We start from the raw sequence: 19,481 nt of genomic DNA, 5'->3' as shown, positions 1-19,481 counted from the left end.
ATTATGAAAATTTACCATTTAATAATAAATAAACCAGGAATTGCTTGTTAAGGACAGGATTGAAGTTATTAGAATTTTGGAACACCTTCTAATTAGCTACCATCTTGATCATTTCTTCATACATATCTTTGCTGATATAGCAGCCGGATGCAGGATACTTTGTAGCATTTATAGCACAATCAAGTACATCAATCATACCAGAAACAGGCTGAAGGAAACCACTCCACTCAGGTCCATACTCCATATTTAGTCTCTTCCAATCAGTAAACATACGAACTGCATCTCTATTATATTTTCCTTTCATAGTTGGAAAATTTATTTGCAGTCCCTCCTTGAGTACAGTTTTTCCATTTTTATCAGCTGTAGGTATTTCTCCTTCTGACTGCATTGGAATAATAAACATGGCTTTGGTCATCTCAATAGACATGAACCTGTAATATAACTTATAAATAAGCTCTGTATCTGGAGTTTCTGGATGTCCAAGCTGTCCTATAAGAAGCATCCATCTCATAAGATCTGGATTAGTAACCGGGATATTAATTTGTGGTGTATCACCATAATCAGGCTTTGGCACAAGCTTGCTGGCATCAATTGCAGTCTGCTCAGAAAGAATTGCAACACCACATGCTCCGTTTAAATAAAATGTACTTCCCAGAAAATTATAAATTCCATCCTTATTTGTACCATTTTCGATTTTTCTAATTTCAAATTGATCTGCAGAATACATGGCTTCATATTGTTTTGAATAGACCTTTGAAATGATCATGATATCCGGCGGTGTGCACATATATGAATCGTTATCTTGCTTAATCGTATGTGAAAACATATGAGGCTCGCCAGTTACCTTATTGAAAACAGTATAAATCTCATCTGCGGCTAATATCTTTTTACATAAAGCACAAGCAAGTTTTTCTATCTTTTCACGATTTGCAAGTTTTTCCTCTTCTGACTCATTTGCAGAATTCTTTGAATGAAACCAGTTAAATAATCTCCAAGCTTCAGTACAATCAGTTATACTCATAGATGCAATCTCATCATCGGATAAATCTAAATTTTTACGCAATACATATACGTCACCTATTGCTGAAATATACGCATCATGAACCTCCTTCGTACTAATGTCTCGTGTATGTACAATTGAGCCTATTTTTATATCAACCTTTTGACCTGCCTCAAGCTTTAATGCCACCAAACAATCGGTAGCCGTATCCACGGGTGTTTGATCGATCTCAAGTCCTAAAACTGTTGTAACGAGTATTGAACCATTATCATCTCCAAAGTTAGAAACATAAACTGCCATACCTGGATATACTGTTCCCTTTACTCTGCCAACAACTACAAGATCATTAGAATTGAGTAATTTAAATGTATCCTGGACGCCATATACAAATGAACCGCTAACCAATTTCTGGTCGGCTGAACTTGCTTCGGTTAATTTAGTCTCTTTGGCATTCTGCTGCTCAGCAACCTGCTTATCTTCTTTTTTTCCAAAAAGGTCCCATAGCTTTCTCATATAAATCCTCTTTCCTATATATTATTTCTAATACTTTTTTTTCATTATCTGCATATTGTTATTATTGAGGTTATACTTTGCAATAAATAATACCATGGTTTTCCACATTGTTCCACCAAAACTTACAAATAAACAGGTGTTACTGATTGTATAAGGTATTCTATTGTCATCATAATAATTCTATAGTCTCTACCTACTTATTAACTATCCTATCTTCTCGACCAACCCAATATTCATTCTTTCAACTCACCCTATAGCTTTTTTCAATGGATATATTTTTACAGTATTAAAACATAAAAAATCCGAGAGCTATGAATTATGAATTAACTCTCGGAATATCTCAGTATTTCTACATATTCAATTATTTATTTCTGAACCCTTGACATCAATACTACCATTCCAATGTGCCTTGAGTACAGATTGTTATTTTCTGTTGTTCGCAGCAATCATCTCTTTCAAGGAAACATCAGGGTTCCGCCATCTTACTTCATTCTTTTCATGTCTCAAATGGATCGCATTTTTTGGGCAAAGGTGGACACAGCCCAGGCAGCCTTCACATTGATCTGCAAATATCACTTTATCAGAAACGGTAATATTTCCGGCAGGACAGACCTTTGAACAGGTGCCACACTGATTGCAATTTTGATTGACTTCATAACGCTGCCCCTGCTTGCCGTTCACTAAGAGATTTTCACCACGTTTTATCATTGCAGTCATGAACCTCCAACCGATTCCGGCCGTAGCATCAAGCGTTTTCCGGTTTTGAATATCTGCTATGATTCGTGCAAGATTTTCGTCAACGCGTTTCTCCGGCAGCTTAGCAACCTGGTCATTTATATTAAAGCCCGGCAGATAATTGTCAACCATCAGCAGACTTTCGGCATAGTCAAACTTGTAACCATGCTGCTCGGCGAATCTCTGGACATTCAACATACACGCGCCGGGAAGATTGCCGTAGGTACCGATGGCGAACATATAGGCTCCTTGAAGCTTTGCTGTTTCAAGGAACTTTTTCACCATTTTCGGCAGTCCAAAACCGTAAATTGGGAAGACCACACCGATCACATCATCTGCAAAAGCCAAGTCTGGTTTGCCAACGACTTGCGGAATGGAAATGAGTTTCGTGTTACCGTTACCGATTTTCTTTGCAACGGCAAGGCAATTCCCTGTGGATGTAAAATAGAAAATAGTCATTGTTTTCCTCCTGCCATCTGTTCTGCAATTTTCAGCACCGCACCGAACCAAAAGGGTTCTAGTTTCTTCTTCACGTTGCCTAGTTCTAATGGAATGTTTATATGCTGCGGACATTTTTTCACGCAAGCACCGCATTTTACGCAGTTTGTAACCCGCTTACCGCCCGATGAATGAAGGGCATCCGTGCTTGTGAGATACTGTGTCATCCCCGTGACAAAGCCGTTTGCATAGCTTGCATTGTATGCCGCAAAGCATCCGGGGATATTGACGTTTTTCGGGCAGGGCATACAATAGTTGCAACCCGTACAAGGCACTTTGTAGCTCTCCTCGAACACTGCTTTGACTTTGCGAAATACTGCGAGCTCGCTATCCGCAAGCGAGTCGGCAAACGCATTTTCGGCGGTGCTGATATTATCATCAAGCTGCTCGGAAGCATTCATTCCCGACAGCACTACCGTCACCTCCGGCTGATTCCACAGCCACTTCATAGCCCAGGCGGCAGGTGTAATGTCAGGATTTGCCTCGCCAAACAGCTTCACAGCCTTTTTCGGGACACCACTTGCAAGCCGGCCTCCCAACAAAGGCTCCATAATAATCACAGGCAAGCCTTTTTCATGAGCCTTTTGCAATCCAAGCCGGCCTGCCTGATAGGTCTCGTTCATATAGTTATACTGGATCTGGCAAAACTCCCAAGGGTACACGTCAAGCAGCTCCAAAAACGCCGCTTGTGTGCCGTGAAAGGAAAACCCGACGTGACGAATTTGTCCGCTTGTCTTCTTTTTGGCGAGCCATTTCTCCAAGCCGACTGCCGACACAGCGTTCCAAGCCGCCATATCGGGTAGATTATGAATCAGATAATAGTCGATATAGTCCGTTTTCAGTCTTCTGAGCTGTTCGTTGAACAAACGGTCGAAGTCTTCATAGGTTTTGCATTTGCCATGGGGTAATTTTGTCGCAAGAAAAATCTTCTCGCGCACATTATTTTTGTACAAAATTTCTCCGAGCGTGTCCTCGCTTCCACCGTAAACATAAGCGGTGTCGAAATAATTTACTCCTCTTTCAATAGCATCAAGCACCAGCTTTTCGCTTTTAGCAAAGTCAATGCTGATTCCTCGAGGGAAACGCATACAACCAAAGCCCAACACTGACAGTTTATTACCCGATTTCGGGTCAACACGGTATTGCATATTATTCTTCCTCGCATTCACAAATTTTTCGGAGTTCCTCAATATGGTTCACAAGAGTTACAAGTTCCCCCCAAGCCCCGCCGAGTTCTAGATAATAAAAGTTCATCGTGGCTTGTCGGCGCAGCCCAATCACTTCAGTATCAAGCAGAATTTTAAGGTGATGCGACACGGCAGGGCGGGATAGGTGCGTCCTTTCGGTTATCTCCCCCACGCGCATACCCTCTTTGCAGTCAGCGCTGGCGAGTACAGTGATTATCATCTGCCGCGTTTCATCGCCAAGTGCACTCAATAGCTTGCGACAAGCGGCAAATTGGTTTAGCATTGCTTTGTCATCCATAATATTACCTCGTCAATAAGTTTAATCGTTCCTTTGTTTAGACTATTGTATCTCCATTAAGTCTGTTTATCAAGATTCGATATGATTGAGAAAGAAAATCGAGACGAAAGAAAACAAGTACCCCGACAGCTTTAAGATTTAATTCTGTTTATTGTAATAGTTTGTTTTCAGATGTAGAAAGCTTAATTATAGAAAAATGAACAGAACTTTTTCATTTAGACTAGTCCTACGGGTTTCCATAATCTCTTATTGACAAATAGTCAATAAGAGATTATGATTAAGCCTGTCAAGACTAACCAACATAAGGAATGAAAAATGGGGGTATGCAATTATGAGAATACTTGTTTATGGTGCAGGAGTATTAGGATGTAATTTAGCACATTTACTCTATAAATCCAAAAAGAATGTAACGCTTCTTGCAAGAGGAAGTTGGTATGAGGAAATCAAACAAAATGGTGTAACAATCAGACATAAATTTAAGATTAGAAATACAAATGATAAAATACGCGTGATTAATTCTTTGACGGATCAGGATTTCTATGACATAATCTTTGTTGCCTTGCAATATACACAACTGGAAAGTATCATTCCGATTTTAAATCAGAATCCGAGTAAGAATATTGTTTTTATTGGAAACAATACATGTGCAAAAGGATATTTAGATCTATTGAAAGAGAAAAACGTATTGTTTGGATTCTTTAGTGCAGGTGGGCAAAGAACCAGTAAATATGTTGATTCTTTTTATTTAAATGAAATGACGATTGGAAGGATAGATAATTCTCATGAAAGTGATGAATGGATAAAGAGTATTTTTCAGGGAACAAAAATGAGACTTACCATTGAAAATAAAATGGATGATTGGCTAAAAAGTCATGCAGCATTTATTCTTCCGTTTGTATATGCAGCATATTATACAGGGTATGATTATAGAAAAATCAAGAAGGATAAGGTGTTTTTGTATAAAATTATAGATTCTGTCAGAGAGTATTATGATGTGTTAAAAGAACTTGGGTATGAGGTGTTGCCGAAGAGTGACTACGAATTTGTTACCTCGAAAAAAATCAAGTGTTATATATTTTTAAAATTGTGTTGCTATACGGCACTGGGTGACCTGTGTGTATGCGATCATGCAAAAAATGGTAAGAATGAGATGATAAAATTAAATGATGAATTCAGAGAATTGTTAGCAAATGCAATGTTGAGAACACCCCATGCAGATGTTCTTGAAAAATACATACCAAATAAATAATGGGGAAAAATCTATGACAAAACGAATTAATGATACAAAACAAAGAGAAAAGCAAATAGTACAGGCTGCTCAAAAAATATTTCTAAAAAAAGGATACTTTAGAACGACGATTGATGATATTGCCGCAGAAGTAGGCGTAGTAAGGGGAACAGTTCTTCACTACTATAATAGTAAGGAAAAGTTAATGGAAGCAGTGCTAAACCATAAGGATGATTCTTTTATACCATACGTTATAAAGATTATGGAAAATCAGGATATTTCCGTAACAGAACGTCTATGCAAAGTTATAGAACTGTGCTCAGAGCAGTTTTCAAATGTCAAACCGCAATTGATAAGATACCAGAGAGATTATGAAAAATTTCGTTTTCTTCTTGATCAGATGAGGATTCAGACATTTTATCAACTGTGTGAACCCTTTCAAAAGCTGTTAGATGATGGTTGTAAAGAAGGTGTCTTTTGTATTCACGATACTAAAGCCAGAGCAAATAGTATTGTGTTTGCAATATTCGGAGTAACCGGTGCTGACATCTCAACGGAAGCACTCCTTGCAGAACTACAAATTATAATTGATAAATTTACTCAATCACATATAAATTAAGCACTCACCATTTCCATTTGTAGGGTACAACTCGGAATCAACAAGAGCATAATATTCAGTTGGTAGAAGCCCCAAAAGAGGTTTCAAATTCTCAACGGACTCTTCGAGAGAAATAAATTTTTTATTTAATACATCTCTCATTTCCGATATTACTTTCTGGTCGCTCATATTTAATCCATATCCTGCTGCAACAAGCTTTTCACAAATTGGACAGTAATAGGGTCCGTCTCCATGGAATTTGATTAAGGGAGTATTTCCGTAAGCCAAGGTAGCGAATGTTTCATTTTCTAATGAACCATATTTTACAGACAATAAGCTTTTACCGTTTTTTACATAGAAAACAACTCCATTTCCTCCCCAGCTTGGCTGATGGGTATTAATTGTTTCTATTGTAATTATCTCTATATTGGATTTATTTAAAAGTTTACGAAACATTGTTCCTCCGATAACATTCAGGCAACCTCTGGTACTTGGGTTTGGGTTAATCTTTGACCTTCTGACTTTCTGGTAAATCTTCATACATACAATAGTATATCCTAAATACCATCATATCTCTCAGCTCTCTAAAACCTGCTGCTTTAATCATTTCTAATATTTTTAAATTAGTATCCAAGCCGGTTATCCTGATACCACATATAATTTCCCATTCTTTTTTATGTTCCAATGCCCATGATGTAAGTTTTTCATTGTATTGGTCCCCTTGCATTTTTTCACCCTCTTTTTGATATAATCTAGCATTAAAATTAAAACTCTTAATTATTATCGTATAAAAGCTCCTTAAACAATTTATAAAGATGCCGCCTAAATCTGATTAGGTTTGGCAGCAGTATATAATATTAAATTATCCTGTCACTACTAAAGTATCAGAAAATTCATACCTCCCTCTCTCGAATATTATTCAGTCATACTTACCCCTTCAATTATAATACGCCGTCATTATGCCGTCAATAATTAATTAGCCGTCATTTAGGCGGTATAATGATGTCATATAAATCTGATAAAGGAGGTGTTTTTATGCCGATTCAATTGTCTAAGTTCACGCTGCGGATAGATACTGAATTGTTAAAAAAGTTCCGTTTTATCTCAGATTATAATGCTCGCTCTGCTAATCGAGAAATAGAAGTGCTTATGAAAAATCATGTTGATGAATTTGAGAAAAAACATGGCAAGATTACAATCGAATGATTATATTGGTAACCGTCAAATAAGCTAATTTATATAAAAACAGTCAACTTTCTGATATATTTGAAAAGTTGACTGTTAACAGTATATCTTTTATTTAAATCTAAGTTATATCATTTATATTTTTAATTCTTCTCTTTTATCTATCATCCATTGACGTACCGCTTGAACGTAGCTTTCCCATCTACTATTATCAGACACTTTGTTAATTATACACAGAAAGAAATATTCACAACTGAAAAATATCTGTATTTGAAAGCCTTACGAGGTATTGCAATTATTGTCTCAACAAAAGGTACCGATAAAAATGCAGACAAAGCCATTCGTGGAACTTTGAGAGAAAACGGGAAATTGATTATCAGTTTAACAAATAAAGATTTAATTACCATGATAGAACGGAAAGCAACTGACAATAATTTACCCGCAGAATTTTTAAGCGAAAAGTTAGATAATATGTTAGTGGACCTTGAAAAGTAATGTAATATAGAAAAAAAGAGTTGACACATGGCAGCTCTTTTTTCTTACCCTAAAGACAAATCCATTGCTAATTGCCTTTCTTGAACTAAGCAATCTAGCTACTTTACTTAATATAATCATTACTGTTGACGAAGTTCATTGATTAATCGATCTTTTATCTCTATAACATTAACCTCATCAATATCATATTGAAAAATTGATGCAATGATAATTTGATTATCAGAAAAGTCACGATTTAAAATATCAATCATAGCCTTAACGTTTTCTTTTGTAATCTCTCTACCACTTGGAGAGTCGAGAATGATTGGTAAAGTCATATTTATTTTCTTCTGCACCTCTATTATGTAGGCAAGCTTAAAAGCAAATACAATCTTATGTAATATAGTTCCTGATAAAGATTTTAAATCATCAGTAAAAATATAATCTGAAGAAGGAGTAATAAACTGCTCAAAATCTAATTCTTTAGCATACTTCATAACAGTTTTATGGATACTTGTCACAACATCGTTATTATATTTTGTTAAAAAAGTAATTTGCTTATTTAACCGATTTTTTTCCTTTTCCAAACTTGAAATCATATTTGACACCGAAAGTTGATCTACTTCAATTTTGGAGATGTTTCGGTCAAAACTTTCTATAAGAGTTTCTGTTTTAAATAGTTGCAATTGCCCTTCCAGGCTTCGCTCATACTTCTCTGCCTTGCTTTTCAAAGAGGAAATTTTAGACGAAATCATTTTTCTTTTTGCTAATAAAAATTCAACCGAAAAATCAAAGCCAATAATAGTATCTCGATTAACGGGAATTGACTCTCCGTTAGATCCTTTAACTGCAATTTTCATTCTTTCTATAAAATTTTTAAATGAGTTGTTTTCAGCAATAACAGTATTAACCCGTTTCAATTCAGCTTCTAAGGAAGTAATCTCCGAGTTTAGAATTTCCAGAAGTTTTTGTTCTTCTTCATCTTTAGTATCAAAAACAATATTATTTTCAGCTTCGTTTAGTTCTTGCTGATATTGCGAAATATTGAACATCTGCTTATATTTATTTAATTGTTGTTTAACAGAACGTAGGTCTTTGGTTAAGTCGTCACAGCTTCTGTCAGATAAGCCACGTACCAATTGTTCAATATTAAATCTGATTTTGCCAATAATGATACCACGATTAAGTAAGGTCCAGCCTTTTTCTTGGTCGACATAGAATACACCCAGAATATTATTTAATAAGTCGTTATTTTGAGTTCCATAAATTTTAGCATGGAAAAGATTTTGGTCAGTTGGAAGAACAAAATTTTCTTTGCAGCCATTTTCAAGACTAACTTCCAGATATTCATCATTTCGTAGAACTGTAATCTTTCCCATTGAGCAAGTTAGGTTGACCTCTGTTATACATTTTTCAAAACGTATATTTTTGGTGCTTGGTACTGGATAAGCCAAAGAATATAAAAAAAAACGTATCAATGTTGTTTTTCCCGTACTGTTTTTCTTGCTATATATTAAGTTGGATTTTTCCGTAAGATCTATGACTCTCTCAAACATACCTTCTGTTATTTTAAGAGAATGAAATATCATAAATTCACCTTCTTTACAATGTCATTTGCCAGAAATCTATTAGTAATAATTTTTTGCAATATTATTTTCACAACAATGTCTTGCACTTCGTCACGGATTTCGTTTAGCTCAAAAACGTCTTTGTAATCATCACATTTTGTAGCAATAAATTCCGCTACCTTTTTATTACCCTTTTCATCGGATCTAAACTCTTGAAAGTCAAACAAAACTTGAGAAATAAATTCAAATTTTTCACAACGATTATTTATCAAATATCTATAGGAGCGAATAATTTCTTCGACTGCCCCATCGTCATAATCTCCTAAGAAGGTATGCTCCGGATGAAGTTGCGATTGTAAAACAATTATTGACCACATAAGGTCTTTTTTCTTTATAACTAAATCTAAATCACCCTGTGTGCAATTTTGAAAAAATTCATGTTGCCATATTTCCAATAATTCATCTGCCATCCCACGGGTATTATTATTAAGCTCAAATAAGAACTTATCAACACTATCTTTAATCACTCTGTATCTTTGCTGAAAATCATCTGTAAAAAACGGAATTACATGTATTTCTAGTTCGGATTTATCGATATGTATTAATGGCTTGTTTTCTATCTCTTTATCAATTATCTCTTTACACGATTGTGGCAAGTCATTATATGACAAACGAGAGTGTCCATAAAAAGCACTCATAGAATTTTCAACATTAAAAGGATTTGGTGAATTCGTAACATAAATTAGCTTATGATAATCATCACAAGCTGCATCATCATTTAGCGTTTCTAAACCAGCCTTTAAATTACTTCTTACATTTCTATAATCATCAATTCGCATTACTGATTTCGCCTGTGCATATATGTTTTTCTTGCTTTCCAAAAAAAGTTCAATATCTTCTTTTTTGCCTTCAACTCGAACGCTTTTAATTGTTTTAATATTTTCAAGCATTAGTACAATTGCTGCATTTATTTGAAAATCCCAGCCAAAAGATGAAGGGGTCGCATTTCTACTCATTGAATGCACCTCCAAACTTATTATTATCCACAATAATTATATCAAATTAATCCCTGAAATACAACACCAGAAGGAAGTGTTACTATCGCTACCACACGTTTGATTTCCATGCATCAAAACAAAGGTAAATCTATTGTGGATTGTCTTGCTAACCGCACCTATTACGCCAAAAATCCTGCTAAAACAAACCAAAGCGAATACATCAGCTCCCATGAATGCGCCACAAAAACAGTGAAGAGAGAATTTCTTCTATCCAAGCGGATTTACAGCGACATTACAGGCAGAGAACACAAAAGATGTGATTGCCTATCAGATACGCCAGTCTTTTAAACCGGGGAAAATAATATACGTACTGTCTGCCGTTGCTGAAATAGAGCGTGAAAATATCATTGAGCAGACAAGAGACATCAGAATCTCCTGAGCTCAAACTAAAATAATTCAATCATACAATGATTTTTTAGATAAAGCATTTAGCGTAACTTATCTTCTGACAAGCCATTTATATATTTAATTAATTTTCTTTTCAATTTCTTTATATTTGTTAAAATATATTATCAAATATAAAGGAGCATACTACTAATGAAAAATTTACAAACTATCATTTCAGATTATTTATTATTCTGTCACAACCAGAAAAGACTGGATTATAAAACTATCAAGGCATACAAAATTGATTTATCACAATTTTCGAATTTTCACTCATGTGATTTTTCTAAATCTATTAATCCTGACTCCATAGAGGATTTCATTTCTACACTTCACCAATCTTATAAACCTAAAACTGTTAGACGTAAGATAGCAAGTTTGAAAGCTTTTTTTCATTATTTAGAATATAAGGAAATCATTCTAATTAACCCATTCAATAAATTACAAATAAAATTTCGCGAACCTATAAACTTACCAAAAGTCATACCTTTACACATAATTGAAAGCTTTCTCATTACATTATATAAACAAGAAGATTTAGTCTCAACTTCATTTCAAGCAAAATGTATTTCACGTGACATTGCAGTCATAGAACTCCTATTTGCAACCGGAATTAGAATTTCAGAACTTTGTTCTTTAAAACAATCCAATATTGATTTTATAGAAAAGAATGTACTAATTAATGGAAAGGGATCAAAAGAACGTCGAATTCAAATCGGTAATGATGATGTAATTTTAGCCTTAAGAAATTACCATGAATATTTTAAGAAAGAACTTATAAATTCGGATTATTTTTTTATAAATCAAAGAAATAATCGTCTTTCTGAACAATCTGTGCGGAATATGATAGATAAACATTCTAAATTAGCTGCTATTGAGCTACATATTACACCACATATGTTTAGACATTCATTTGCAACATACCTTTTAGAAGAAGATGTCGATATTCGTTACATACAAGAGATGTTAGGGCATAGTTCTATAAATATAACACAGATTTACACACATGTCACAATGGCTAAGCAAAAAAATATTTTAACAAAAAAGCATCCTAGAAATACGTTTCTATTCAAATGATTTAGATGCAGCCTTGAAAAATTAGGCTGCACTTTTGATTATTATACTTAATATTTTGAAATCTACAAATCTCCTTTTTGGATAAAGGATAATCAACTATTATCCTTCAAAGAATTACTTTAATAACGAAATGATTATTGATTGTTAACTTATATATATATCGTAGAATTTAAAGTTTTGTCCTAAAAACATCGATGAATAAATTTCATATAAATAGGTAAATGAGCGTAAAAACTCTAAAAGCCCAATATAATCTATAATTAATAATGCTATGATTCACTCACACAAAGGAGAATGACAAAATGACAGATAATAAATTGCTTGAATTTATTTTATTGTATTATAAAAACATTAACATAGATTTTGACGTATATGTTATAGCCGATACACAGGTGAAGACTAATCAATATGGAAATGGAACCGTTATTCATTCTGATGAAAGTGAATTTTTTTCTCGCACAGAATTTGCAGAAATTGCGTCTGCGATTTTTTATTGTTTTGGGTTTGTCAAAGTCTTTTATAGTGAACTTGAATTTATTAAATATATACTAGAAAATAATATAATTAATACTAAATATATTGTTTATAATTTTGCTCGAGACGGACGATCAAATGGCAAAAAATCATTAATACCAGCTTTCTGTGATTTATTAAACATAAAATACACCGGTAGTAATGCTTTTGTTATTTCTTTGCTGCGTAATAAATTTATTTATACAAAATTTTTAGAAACAAATGGCATAAATGTACCTAAGAGTGAAATCTACTGTAATAATACCAATTTTGATGATTTATATCCTACATACAAAGCGCAGAAAGTCATTGTAAAGAACAACCATGAATCTGCAAGTATAGGCTTAACAGACGAAAATATTTTTTTATTTAACGACACTTCTAAAGAAATCCTTGATAAATTGATAGATAATATGAATACTAATACTTTACTTATACAAAATTATATAGCTGGAATTGAATGTGAAGTTTTGGTATTACAATACAGTGGAAAATATTATGCTTTGGACCCAGTTGAAATTGTCTTTCGCAATAATAATTATTTCATTGATACAATAACATCTAATGCATATAATTATGATTTTGCTATTTTAAATTCACCAATAAAAGAAGATATTAAAATAATTGCCCAAAATGCCGCTGAACTACTAGGAGTTAAGGATTATGCTCGTTTTGACTTTCGAATCAAAGATAATACACCATTTTTAATCGATATTGCAGGGACTCCATATACTATTTATCATAGTTCAATTGCATACCTGTTTACACAATATTACAAATTGCCATATGAAACAATATATAAAATAATTGTTGCATGTATGATATCCAATTATGATAAGTAAACTAAAAATATGATGTATATTGTAGGTCAGATACCATCAACCCTCGATAAAAAAACTTAGATATAGTCTGTTCATTTCGATTTGTATCAACTAGATTATTACAAAAATCAAACGGGTTAGTAGTTTGCTTATTATCGATCATATATTGTACTGAACTGTTTTTCTTTTCCCAGAATACTTCTTGTTTTTTAAATAATGCTGGAACAAAATCTTTTAGTAGTTTAACATATTGTTCTGCTTTCGCCCACTCACAATTATGAATCATTCTGAAAAGCTCAAACCACCCAAAATAGTATCTATAAAAATCATCGATGTTTTTATCTTCTAAATCATCAATTCTTTTACAATTATATGATTTTTCTAATAAATGTTTATATTTCAGATACTGTTTATCATTATTACAATATAATGATAGTGAACATATATTAGTAAGTATTACAAATTGGGCTGTGTCAGCAGTCTTGTTAACACATTTTTTCAACTTTACTAACGCTTTTTTTGCGGACGATATAGCTCTATTTATATTTTTTGTTTTTTGTTCTGCTAATAGAAACTCCGCAATAATTTGATTGTTATATAATTTATTAATTTGTGGGAGCAATATATTCTGTTCTTGACATATTTCCTGAACTTTACAGCAAAGCTCAAGTGCTTCCTCAAATTGTTGTATAACAATACTAGTACCAGCTTCACATACAAGTGTAATACAATATTCATCCCATATTTTATTGGTCAAGAAAAAGTTTTTAGCTTTTTCATAATATATCTTACAAGCAGCTTGATTAACAAATAGAAAAGCCTTTCTATTAAATACATTTTCTATATACTGTCCTAAATTACATCTTTTTGAATTATATTTGATTTCAGAGAGTTCTTTACTTTTTTGATATAACATTTGAAAGCTATCATAATCATTTAACTGATCCAATATACATGGCGCAATATCATAGATAATTTTTAAACGTAAGATAGTTTCGTCTATACTAACAACAAAATCTATATCAGATACGTTGAGTTTTAATTTTTGTAACGCATATTCTTTACACTGATATAAAACATTTAAATAAGCAGAATCATCCATTTTGGTATTAGTATAAAGATAATGAAAATATTCACATGTTAATTCTGCTTTAACCACTAATTCCAAAGAATCAATATGAACTGCTTTATAATTTCCCTTTACTTCTGATAGCGATTTATTAGCAAACAGACTATCATAAAAATTAATAATACGTTGGAAATTATCATTTTCAGCGGACTCTTTTATATATAAATTTTTTAAATCAATTACCTTTTTTGTGTTAATATCATCAGACATTTTCCGTGCCGCAGAATAAGCAAGTACTAAGAGTGAAAATGAAATAGAGCTAATTTCATCTTGATATTTAATTAAATAATAAGCTCTAAGATAATATTCATCTTGTTCGTTTTCTGAATAATAATTGTAGTAAGTAATTAACCAGTTTTCATGATTTATTATTGTCATATCCGCTATATGTTTTTGTATATCATTAGATATAAATCTATAATATTTTTTCATATCCTGAGTCAGTAGTGCTTCTTTTTTAGCGATTTCAAGGCTGCTGGAGATATTTGTAATGTTTTGCTCAACTATTTCTGTTAGTAATCCTGCTGAAAATTCTTTTATAGCCAACGAAGCTGAATAGATAATATTTTCAATGTCTTTACCAGCTAATTCTTTTTTTTCGCCTTGCATTTTTATTAAAGCCATTTTTTTATTTACAATATCATTTAACGTCGAAAGATGATTATTCCCATATACTAGAATTTCCTCAAAAAGAAAATCTGCTATGTGTAAATTACCACTACTTAACTCAAATATTTTTTCTATATTTAGTTCATCAAAATTAAATATTTCATGCCTCTGTTTTAGAAAAATTTTCACATCGTTTATATCATAATCTTGTAATTTAATTATTTCAGTTGATATATTGTATTTGTAAATAGTGTCTTGTTCGTATACATCAGTAATGAGGACAAAGATTCTTTTTTTAAATTCTTTTTCTAATTTCTCTATATTATAGATTATATATGATAAAAGTATCCGTATACTACTATTCGCAATACTTATATTTTCTACACAAATAAGTATATTCTTATTCATATGCTTAGATAACATATTTCTTATTTTGTCATAATTTGAATGCCGATTTTCCCAACCCACCCCTACACCTAAGGAAAAAGCTGGTATACCAAAAGAAAAATCAATAGAATTTAATTCTTTAGATTTAGAAGAACTAGAACACAATATAAATTCATCTTCTTGATTTGTAAAAATTTTTATTTCTTTATAATTTTTAGATAGATCATCAATTAACAAATTCATAACATATGTCTTGCCCTGTCCATATCCCGCATTTATTACTGTGACCGATTTAGCTACTTTATTTATATATTTATCCTTTAGTTCATCAGTTAACAGCTTACGACCTACAATACCTCGAAAATTATCCATAGCATACCTTTCGTATAATAATTGAATAAAGGATAATAGTTGATTATCCTTTATTCATTATACCAATTTTACTGACAAATTAAAACATATTTTTTATTATCTGGAAACATTGTCATTTATTACTTTAAATCACTCTTAAATACAATAATTATAGTCCTTTATTCTCTAGTAAACATTTCAAACGTTTACAATATAAAAATATACCTTTACAAACTTTGATTTTCATTAAACCCAAACCGTTTATAAAGGTATACTTATATAATAATTAATCTTCCAGACTATAATCATAAATTTATATGGAATTATTTAAATCTTTTCTTTAACTAAAAGGCAAATACTTTCACAGTGATTCGTATTCGGAAACATATCCACTGCACAAGCCCTTTCCACCTTATATCCTCTCTCCTGCAATATCACCAAATCCCTTGCCAAACTGGTCGGCTTACAAGATATATACACCATCCTATCTACCCCATACTGTATAATCTTCTCCAACGCTTTCGGATTAACCCCATCTCTCGGCGGATCAATCACAATTAGATCCGGCTTCTCTTCAATAGTATCAATCACCTTCAGCACATCCCCTACAATAAACTCACAATTCTCAAGCTTATTCCTAGCCGCATTTTCTCTCGCTGCAACTACTGCCTCTTCCACAATCTCCACACCAATTACCTTCTTGGCTACTGGTGCTAGCAGCTGCGCAATCGTTCCTGTCCCACTATATAGATCGAATATCAACTTGTCCTTCGTCTCTCCAACAAATTCTCTGGCAGTATCATAGAGTACTTCCGCACCAAGTGAATTCGTCTGGAAGAAGGAGAAGGTTGATATCTTAAAGGTTAAACCTAATATCTCTTCATAGAAATAATCCTGTCCATACAGGATATCTGTTCTGTCACTTTGTACCACATCCGCCTGACTGTCATTCACTGTATGAAGAAATCCTACAATCTTTCCTTCAAGCGGTAATGCAAGGAGACGTTTCTTCATTTCTTCCAACATTTCATTCTCAGCTAAGGTATTCGCATCTAACGTATTGTCCGCTCCCAAATCTCCCCACTGCGATGAAGTTACCAGGTTAATCAGAATTTCCCCTGTCTTTTCCGCCCTGCGAACAAGCAGGTGTCTTAAATAACCCACATGTGACAATTTGCGGTAGAAGGTCATGCCCAGTTCCCTGCTATATTCTAATACGCAGCTAAGTATCTGATTATAATCTGAATTTACGATACAGCAGCCGGTAGTTGTTACAATATCATGAAAGCTTCCCTTCTTATGAAGCCCCAGGCACAAAGGTCCGTCCTTTACCTCATCTCCAAAGGAGAATTCCATCTTATTACGGTATTCCCAATACTTCGGGCTGCCTTTGATTCCCTCAAAGGGCAGATCTGTGGTAACTGCTCCAAGCAATCTCTTTACCTGATCCTCTTTAATACCTAACTGAGTTTCATAAGGAATCGTCTGGTAATTACAGCCACCGCAGGGTCCAAAGTGCTTGCACTTTGCTTCTACGGTTTCAAGCGGGGATTTCTCTAAGGTTTCAAGCAAACGGCCTTCGCTTTTTCCTTTTCTGGATTTACTGATTGAAAAGTTGACTTTTTGTCCTGTAATGGTGTCTTTGATAACGACTTTTTCACCTTCTATATTTACAATCCCTTTTCCCGGGAAATCAATTCTTTCTACTGTTCCTGTACACATTGTTCCTTTTTTCATCTTTAGCTCCCATCTGCGTGCGTTAACACGCGTACAAAATCAAGGTAAGTGCCGGATTCATGCCGGCGGCAGGTATTCATCTGCGAAGCTTATTATACGTCATCTTAAGAACTTTTGTCTATAAAAAGTAAGAATTTTGCACCTTTACATCGGTATCGTATGGTGCTAGAATGTGTTTCATCTTACAAGAAGAATATATCATTCCATATAATGGTTTTTTAATATTAACAGACATTTGGACGTAAGACCACTTAATGCCTGAGGTGAAATGTTTATTGTTTCATAATATCTTATAAATGATATTATTGGCTTTGGGTTATACTATGGAAAAGTATTTAATATGTGAAAGAAAGGACTTCCCTATGAAATCACACAAATCTATTTTTGTTTGTTTATTATTAGTATTAACTTTGCTTACCAGCGGCTGCAGCAGAATTATTCCTTCCACTCCCGGCGGTACTGCTGCAACAGATACTGTTACACCTACCCCAGATACCGGGACCGGCGATATTACGGATACCCCTGAGGGAACCGGAACCCCTGCCACAAATGTACCGATACCTTCCATTAATCCGGATGATAATGCAGTTTCCGGTCCGACCGACGGAGCAGATGATGGTATTACCAGTCCTGTTTCCGGTAATGGCACTGTTTCAGGCACTCCTACGGTAACACCAACGGACTCCTCATCTTCCAACGGCTCAGACGGCGGCACTAAGAATGACGATTCTTACGAAGCAAGAGCCACGGAACTAGTCTCCCATATGACCCTTGCAGAAAAAGTCGGGCAGATGTTTTTCGTTCGCCTTCGAAAAGACACCGGAGTAAAGGATATCACAGATTACCAATTAGGCGGCTATATTCTCTTCGGGGACGATTTTAAAGACGAAACCCCTACCAGTATCAAAAAGCTGTTAAACAGCTACCAGAAAGCCTCCCCTATTCCCATGCTGATAGGTGTGGATGAGGAAGGCGGTACGGTTAACCGTGTCAGCAAATATCCTGCCTTTCGCAGTACTCCTTTTGAATCCCCTATGGACTTGTACAAAAAAGGAGGTTTTGAAGCAATACAGAATGACACCAAAGAAAAAGCAAACCTGCTATTAGGGCTTGGTATTAATGTGAACCTTGCTCCTGTCAGTGACGTATCTACCAATGCTTCAGACTTTATCTACAAACGTTCCTTTGGTAAAGATGCAAAAGCAACTTCCAACTTCGTTACCACAGTTATCCTTGAGATGAAGAAAGACCATATCGGAAGCGTATTAAAGCATTTCCCCGGCTATGGAAGCAATGTGGATACCCACACAGGAAGTGCTACAGATAACAGGAAACTAGAACAGTTTGAAAAGAATGACTTCCTTCCCTTCGAGGCTGGTATTAAGGCTGGTGCTGACAGCATTCTGGTATCCCATAACGTAGTTACATCCATGGATAAGAACCGTCCGGCTTCCCTTTCTCCAGCCGTACATGATATCATAAGAGATGACCTAGGCTTTGAAGGCGTTATAATGACAGATGACCTTAGTATGGACGCCATAAAGAATTATGCCACAGAAGATGCCGCTGCAGTTCTGGCAATCCAAGCCGGTAACGACCTATTGATAGCAACAGACTTTGACAAACAAATTCCAGCTGTAATAGCCGCCGTAAAGAAAGGCACAATAAAAGAAGAACGGATTGATGCATCCGCTATTCGAGATATTGTATGGAAGCTGCGTCTAGGTATCCTTCAGTAAAAAACTAATGAATTAACATAATAAATAAAAGTGGCGGTATCCTCCGAATTGCTTCATTCAGAAGGTCCGCCACATTTTTATGATATTCTCACCTTATTGATTTCAACTCCATGCTCTGGAATTTATGTTCTATTCCTTATGCGCTGGTTTCAACTTCATGCTCTTGAATTTATTCCTTATACTCTGGTCTTCTTATCTGACCTTCATTATATAACCCACATAATCAAGTCTACATACTCCGACCATCAAAACCTAAATCCCAATCAATACACAGGCAATCGGCACAAAACAGAAAGAACGAATGCGCCTTGGAACCAGCGCATGAGTCTTTCTGATTTGTGCCGATTGCCGTCCCATTGCCATAAACCAGTTTTACCAACAGCTCCAACAAT

General features: G+C 34.3%; 17 protein-coding genes. 7 read left to right on the top strand and 10 right to left on the bottom strand.

Annotated features, from left to right (window positions below; genetic code table 11):
* Window positions 1-88: 88 nt before the first annotated feature.
* The 4 genes from bsdcttw_RS09710 to bsdcttw_RS09695 all read right to left on the bottom strand — a co-directional run bounded on the left by bsdcttw_RS09710 (window position 89) and on the right by bsdcttw_RS09695 (window position 4,231).
* On the bottom strand, window positions 89-1,513 hold the full coding sequence (locus bsdcttw_RS09710; protein WP_185259175.1) for a hypothetical protein: 1,425 nt from the start codon (window positions 1,511-1,513) through the stop codon (window positions 89-91).
* A 423-nt stretch (window positions 1,514-1,936) separates the two neighbouring features.
* Window positions 1,937-2,707, bottom strand: a complete 771-nt coding sequence (locus bsdcttw_RS09705; RefSeq protein ID WP_185259174.1) for an EFR1 family ferrodoxin — start codon at window positions 2,705-2,707, stop codon at window positions 1,937-1,939.
* Entirely contained in the window at window positions 2,704-3,894 is a 1,191-nt protein-coding gene (locus bsdcttw_RS09700) for an aldo/keto reductase (protein WP_185259173.1), read from the bottom strand. The genes bsdcttw_RS09705 and bsdcttw_RS09700 overlap by 4 nt, the downstream gene beginning before the upstream one ends.
* 1 nt (window position 3,895) lies before the next feature.
* On the bottom strand, window positions 3,896-4,231 hold the full coding sequence (locus tag bsdcttw_RS09695) for an ArsR/SmtB family transcription factor (protein WP_185259172.1): 336 nt from the start codon (window positions 4,229-4,231) through the stop codon (window positions 3,896-3,898).
* Window positions 4,232-4,562: 331 nt separating this feature from the next.
* On the opposite strand from bsdcttw_RS09695, the gene bsdcttw_RS09690 reads away from it, so the two are divergent.
* On the top strand, window positions 4,563-5,480 hold the full coding sequence (locus bsdcttw_RS09690) for a ketopantoate reductase family protein (protein ID WP_185259171.1): 918 nt from the start codon (window positions 4,563-4,565) through the stop codon (window positions 5,478-5,480).
* A 13-nt stretch (window positions 5,481-5,493) separates the two neighbouring features.
* Window positions 5,494-6,078 carry a TetR/AcrR family transcriptional regulator gene (locus bsdcttw_RS09685; protein WP_185259170.1) on the top strand — a complete coding sequence of 195 codons (585 nt, stop codon included), beginning with the start codon at window positions 5,494-5,496 and terminating at the stop codon, window positions 6,076-6,078.
* Here bsdcttw_RS09685 and bsdcttw_RS09680 read toward each other — a convergent pair.
* Window positions 6,064-6,513, bottom strand: coding sequence for a hypothetical protein (locus bsdcttw_RS09680; RefSeq protein ID WP_185259169.1), 450 nt, complete (start codon window positions 6,511-6,513; stop codon window positions 6,064-6,066). The two genes, bsdcttw_RS09685 and bsdcttw_RS09680, sit on opposite strands and share 15 nt — an antisense overlap.
* 46 nt (window positions 6,514-6,559) lie before the next feature.
* Window positions 6,560-6,784 carry a hypothetical protein gene (locus bsdcttw_RS09675; RefSeq protein ID WP_185259168.1) on the bottom strand — a complete coding sequence of 75 codons (225 nt, stop codon included), beginning with the start codon at window positions 6,782-6,784 and terminating at the stop codon, window positions 6,560-6,562.
* Window positions 6,785-7,092: 308 nt separating this feature from the next.
* On the opposite strand from bsdcttw_RS09675, the gene bsdcttw_RS09670 reads away from it, so the two are divergent.
* Window positions 7,093-7,263, top strand: a complete 171-nt coding sequence (locus tag bsdcttw_RS09670; RefSeq protein ID WP_185259167.1) for a hypothetical protein — start codon at window positions 7,093-7,095, stop codon at window positions 7,261-7,263.
* A 249-nt stretch (window positions 7,264-7,512) separates the two neighbouring features.
* On the top strand, window positions 7,513-7,737 hold the full coding sequence (locus bsdcttw_RS09665; RefSeq protein ID WP_185259166.1) for a hypothetical protein: 225 nt from the start codon (window positions 7,513-7,515) through the stop codon (window positions 7,735-7,737).
* A gap of 119 nt (window positions 7,738-7,856) precedes the next feature.
* On the opposite strand, the gene bsdcttw_RS09660 is transcribed toward bsdcttw_RS09665, so the two are convergent.
* Window positions 7,857-9,305 carry a hypothetical protein gene (locus bsdcttw_RS09660; RefSeq protein WP_185259165.1) on the bottom strand — a complete coding sequence of 483 codons (1,449 nt, stop codon included), beginning with the start codon at window positions 9,303-9,305 and terminating at the stop codon, window positions 7,857-7,859.
* Window positions 9,302-10,300, bottom strand: a complete 999-nt coding sequence (locus bsdcttw_RS09655; protein ID WP_185259164.1) for a hypothetical protein — start codon at window positions 10,298-10,300, stop codon at window positions 9,302-9,304. Before bsdcttw_RS09655 ends, bsdcttw_RS09660 begins: the two co-directional genes overlap by 4 nt.
* Before the next feature lie 579 nt (window positions 10,301-10,879).
* Between bsdcttw_RS09655 and bsdcttw_RS09645 the strand changes: the two genes are divergently transcribed.
* Entirely contained in the window at window positions 10,880-11,803 is a 924-nt protein-coding gene (locus tag bsdcttw_RS09645; RefSeq protein WP_185259162.1) for a tyrosine-type recombinase/integrase, read from the top strand.
* A gap of 302 nt (window positions 11,804-12,105) precedes the next feature.
* Window positions 12,106-13,158, top strand: coding sequence for an ATP-grasp domain-containing protein (locus bsdcttw_RS09640; protein WP_185259161.1), 1,053 nt, complete (start codon window positions 12,106-12,108; stop codon window positions 13,156-13,158).
* Window position 13,159: 1 nt separating this feature from the next.
* Here the strand turns inward: bsdcttw_RS09640 and bsdcttw_RS09635 are convergent, their stop codons facing one another.
* Both bsdcttw_RS09635 and rlmD read right to left on the bottom strand, forming a co-directional pair.
* Complete coding sequence (locus bsdcttw_RS09635; RefSeq protein WP_185259160.1) at window positions 13,160-15,634, bottom strand: hypothetical protein; 2,475 nt, start codon at window positions 15,632-15,634, stop codon at window positions 13,160-13,162.
* 306 nt (window positions 15,635-15,940) lie between these two features.
* Complete coding sequence (rlmD, locus tag bsdcttw_RS09630; protein WP_185259159.1) at window positions 15,941-17,350, bottom strand: 23S rRNA (uracil(1939)-C(5))-methyltransferase RlmD; 1,410 nt, start codon at window positions 17,348-17,350, stop codon at window positions 15,941-15,943.
* A gap of 362 nt (window positions 17,351-17,712) precedes the next feature.
* On the opposite strand from rlmD, the gene bsdcttw_RS09625 reads away from it, so the two are divergent.
* Window positions 17,713-19,089, top strand: coding sequence for a glycoside hydrolase family 3 protein (locus bsdcttw_RS09625; RefSeq protein WP_225903825.1), 1,377 nt, complete (start codon window positions 17,713-17,715; stop codon window positions 19,087-19,089).
* The last annotated feature ends 392 nt before the right edge of the window (window positions 19,090-19,481 follow it).

The organism is Anaerocolumna chitinilytica, from assembly GCF_014218355.1.
In the GTDB taxonomy this organism is placed as follows: Bacteria; Bacillota; Clostridia; order Lachnospirales; family Lachnospiraceae; genus Anaerocolumna; species Anaerocolumna chitinilytica.
Note: the sequence above shows the minus strand (reverse complement) of the source record. Positions and strands in the feature narration are given on the sequence as shown.

Coding starts and splice junctions, on each gene's coding strand:
- bsdcttw_RS09700 (WP_185259173.1), bottom strand. CDS start 3,894: ATGCAATACCGTGTTGACCCGAAATCGGGTAATAAACTGTCAGTGTTG.
- bsdcttw_RS09655 (WP_185259164.1), bottom strand. CDS start 10,300: ATGAGTAGAAATGCGACCCCTTCATCTTTTGGCTGGGATTTTCAAATA.
- bsdcttw_RS09695 (WP_185259172.1), bottom strand. CDS start 4,231: ATGGATGACAAAGCAATGCTAAACCAATTTGCCGCTTGTCGCAAGCTA.
- bsdcttw_RS09675 (WP_185259168.1), bottom strand. CDS start 6,784: ATGCAAGGGGACCAATACAATGAAAAACTTACATCATGGGCATTGGAA.
- bsdcttw_RS09680 (WP_185259169.1), bottom strand. CDS start 6,513: ATGTTTCGTAAACTTTTAAATAAATCCAATATAGAGATAATTACAATA.
- bsdcttw_RS09690 (WP_185259171.1), top strand. CDS start 4,563: ATGAGAATACTTGTTTATGGTGCAGGAGTATTAGGATGTAATTTAGCA.
- bsdcttw_RS09625 (WP_225903825.1), top strand. CDS start 17,713: ATGAAATCACACAAATCTATTTTTGTTTGTTTATTATTAGTATTAACT.
- bsdcttw_RS09660 (WP_185259165.1), bottom strand. CDS start 9,305: ATGATATTTCATTCTCTTAAAATAACAGAAGGTATGTTTGAGAGAGTC.
- bsdcttw_RS09705 (WP_185259174.1), bottom strand. CDS start 2,707: ATGACTATTTTCTATTTTACATCCACAGGGAATTGCCTTGCCGTTGCA.
- bsdcttw_RS09710 (WP_185259175.1), bottom strand. CDS start 1,513: ATGAGAAAGCTATGGGACCTTTTTGGAAAAAAAGAAGATAAGCAGGTT.
- bsdcttw_RS09635 (WP_185259160.1), bottom strand. CDS start 15,634: ATGGATAATTTTCGAGGTATTGTAGGTCGTAAGCTGTTAACTGATGAA.
- bsdcttw_RS09685 (WP_185259170.1), top strand. CDS start 5,494: ATGACAAAACGAATTAATGATACAAAACAAAGAGAAAAGCAAATAGTA.
- bsdcttw_RS09645 (WP_185259162.1), top strand. CDS start 10,880: ATGAAAAATTTACAAACTATCATTTCAGATTATTTATTATTCTGTCAC.
- bsdcttw_RS09670 (WP_185259167.1), top strand. CDS start 7,093: ATGCCGATTCAATTGTCTAAGTTCACGCTGCGGATAGATACTGAATTG.
- bsdcttw_RS09640 (WP_185259161.1), top strand. CDS start 12,106: ATGACAGATAATAAATTGCTTGAATTTATTTTATTGTATTATAAAAAC.
- rlmD (WP_185259159.1), bottom strand. CDS start 17,350: ATGAAAAAAGGAACAATGTGTACAGGAACAGTAGAAAGAATTGATTTC.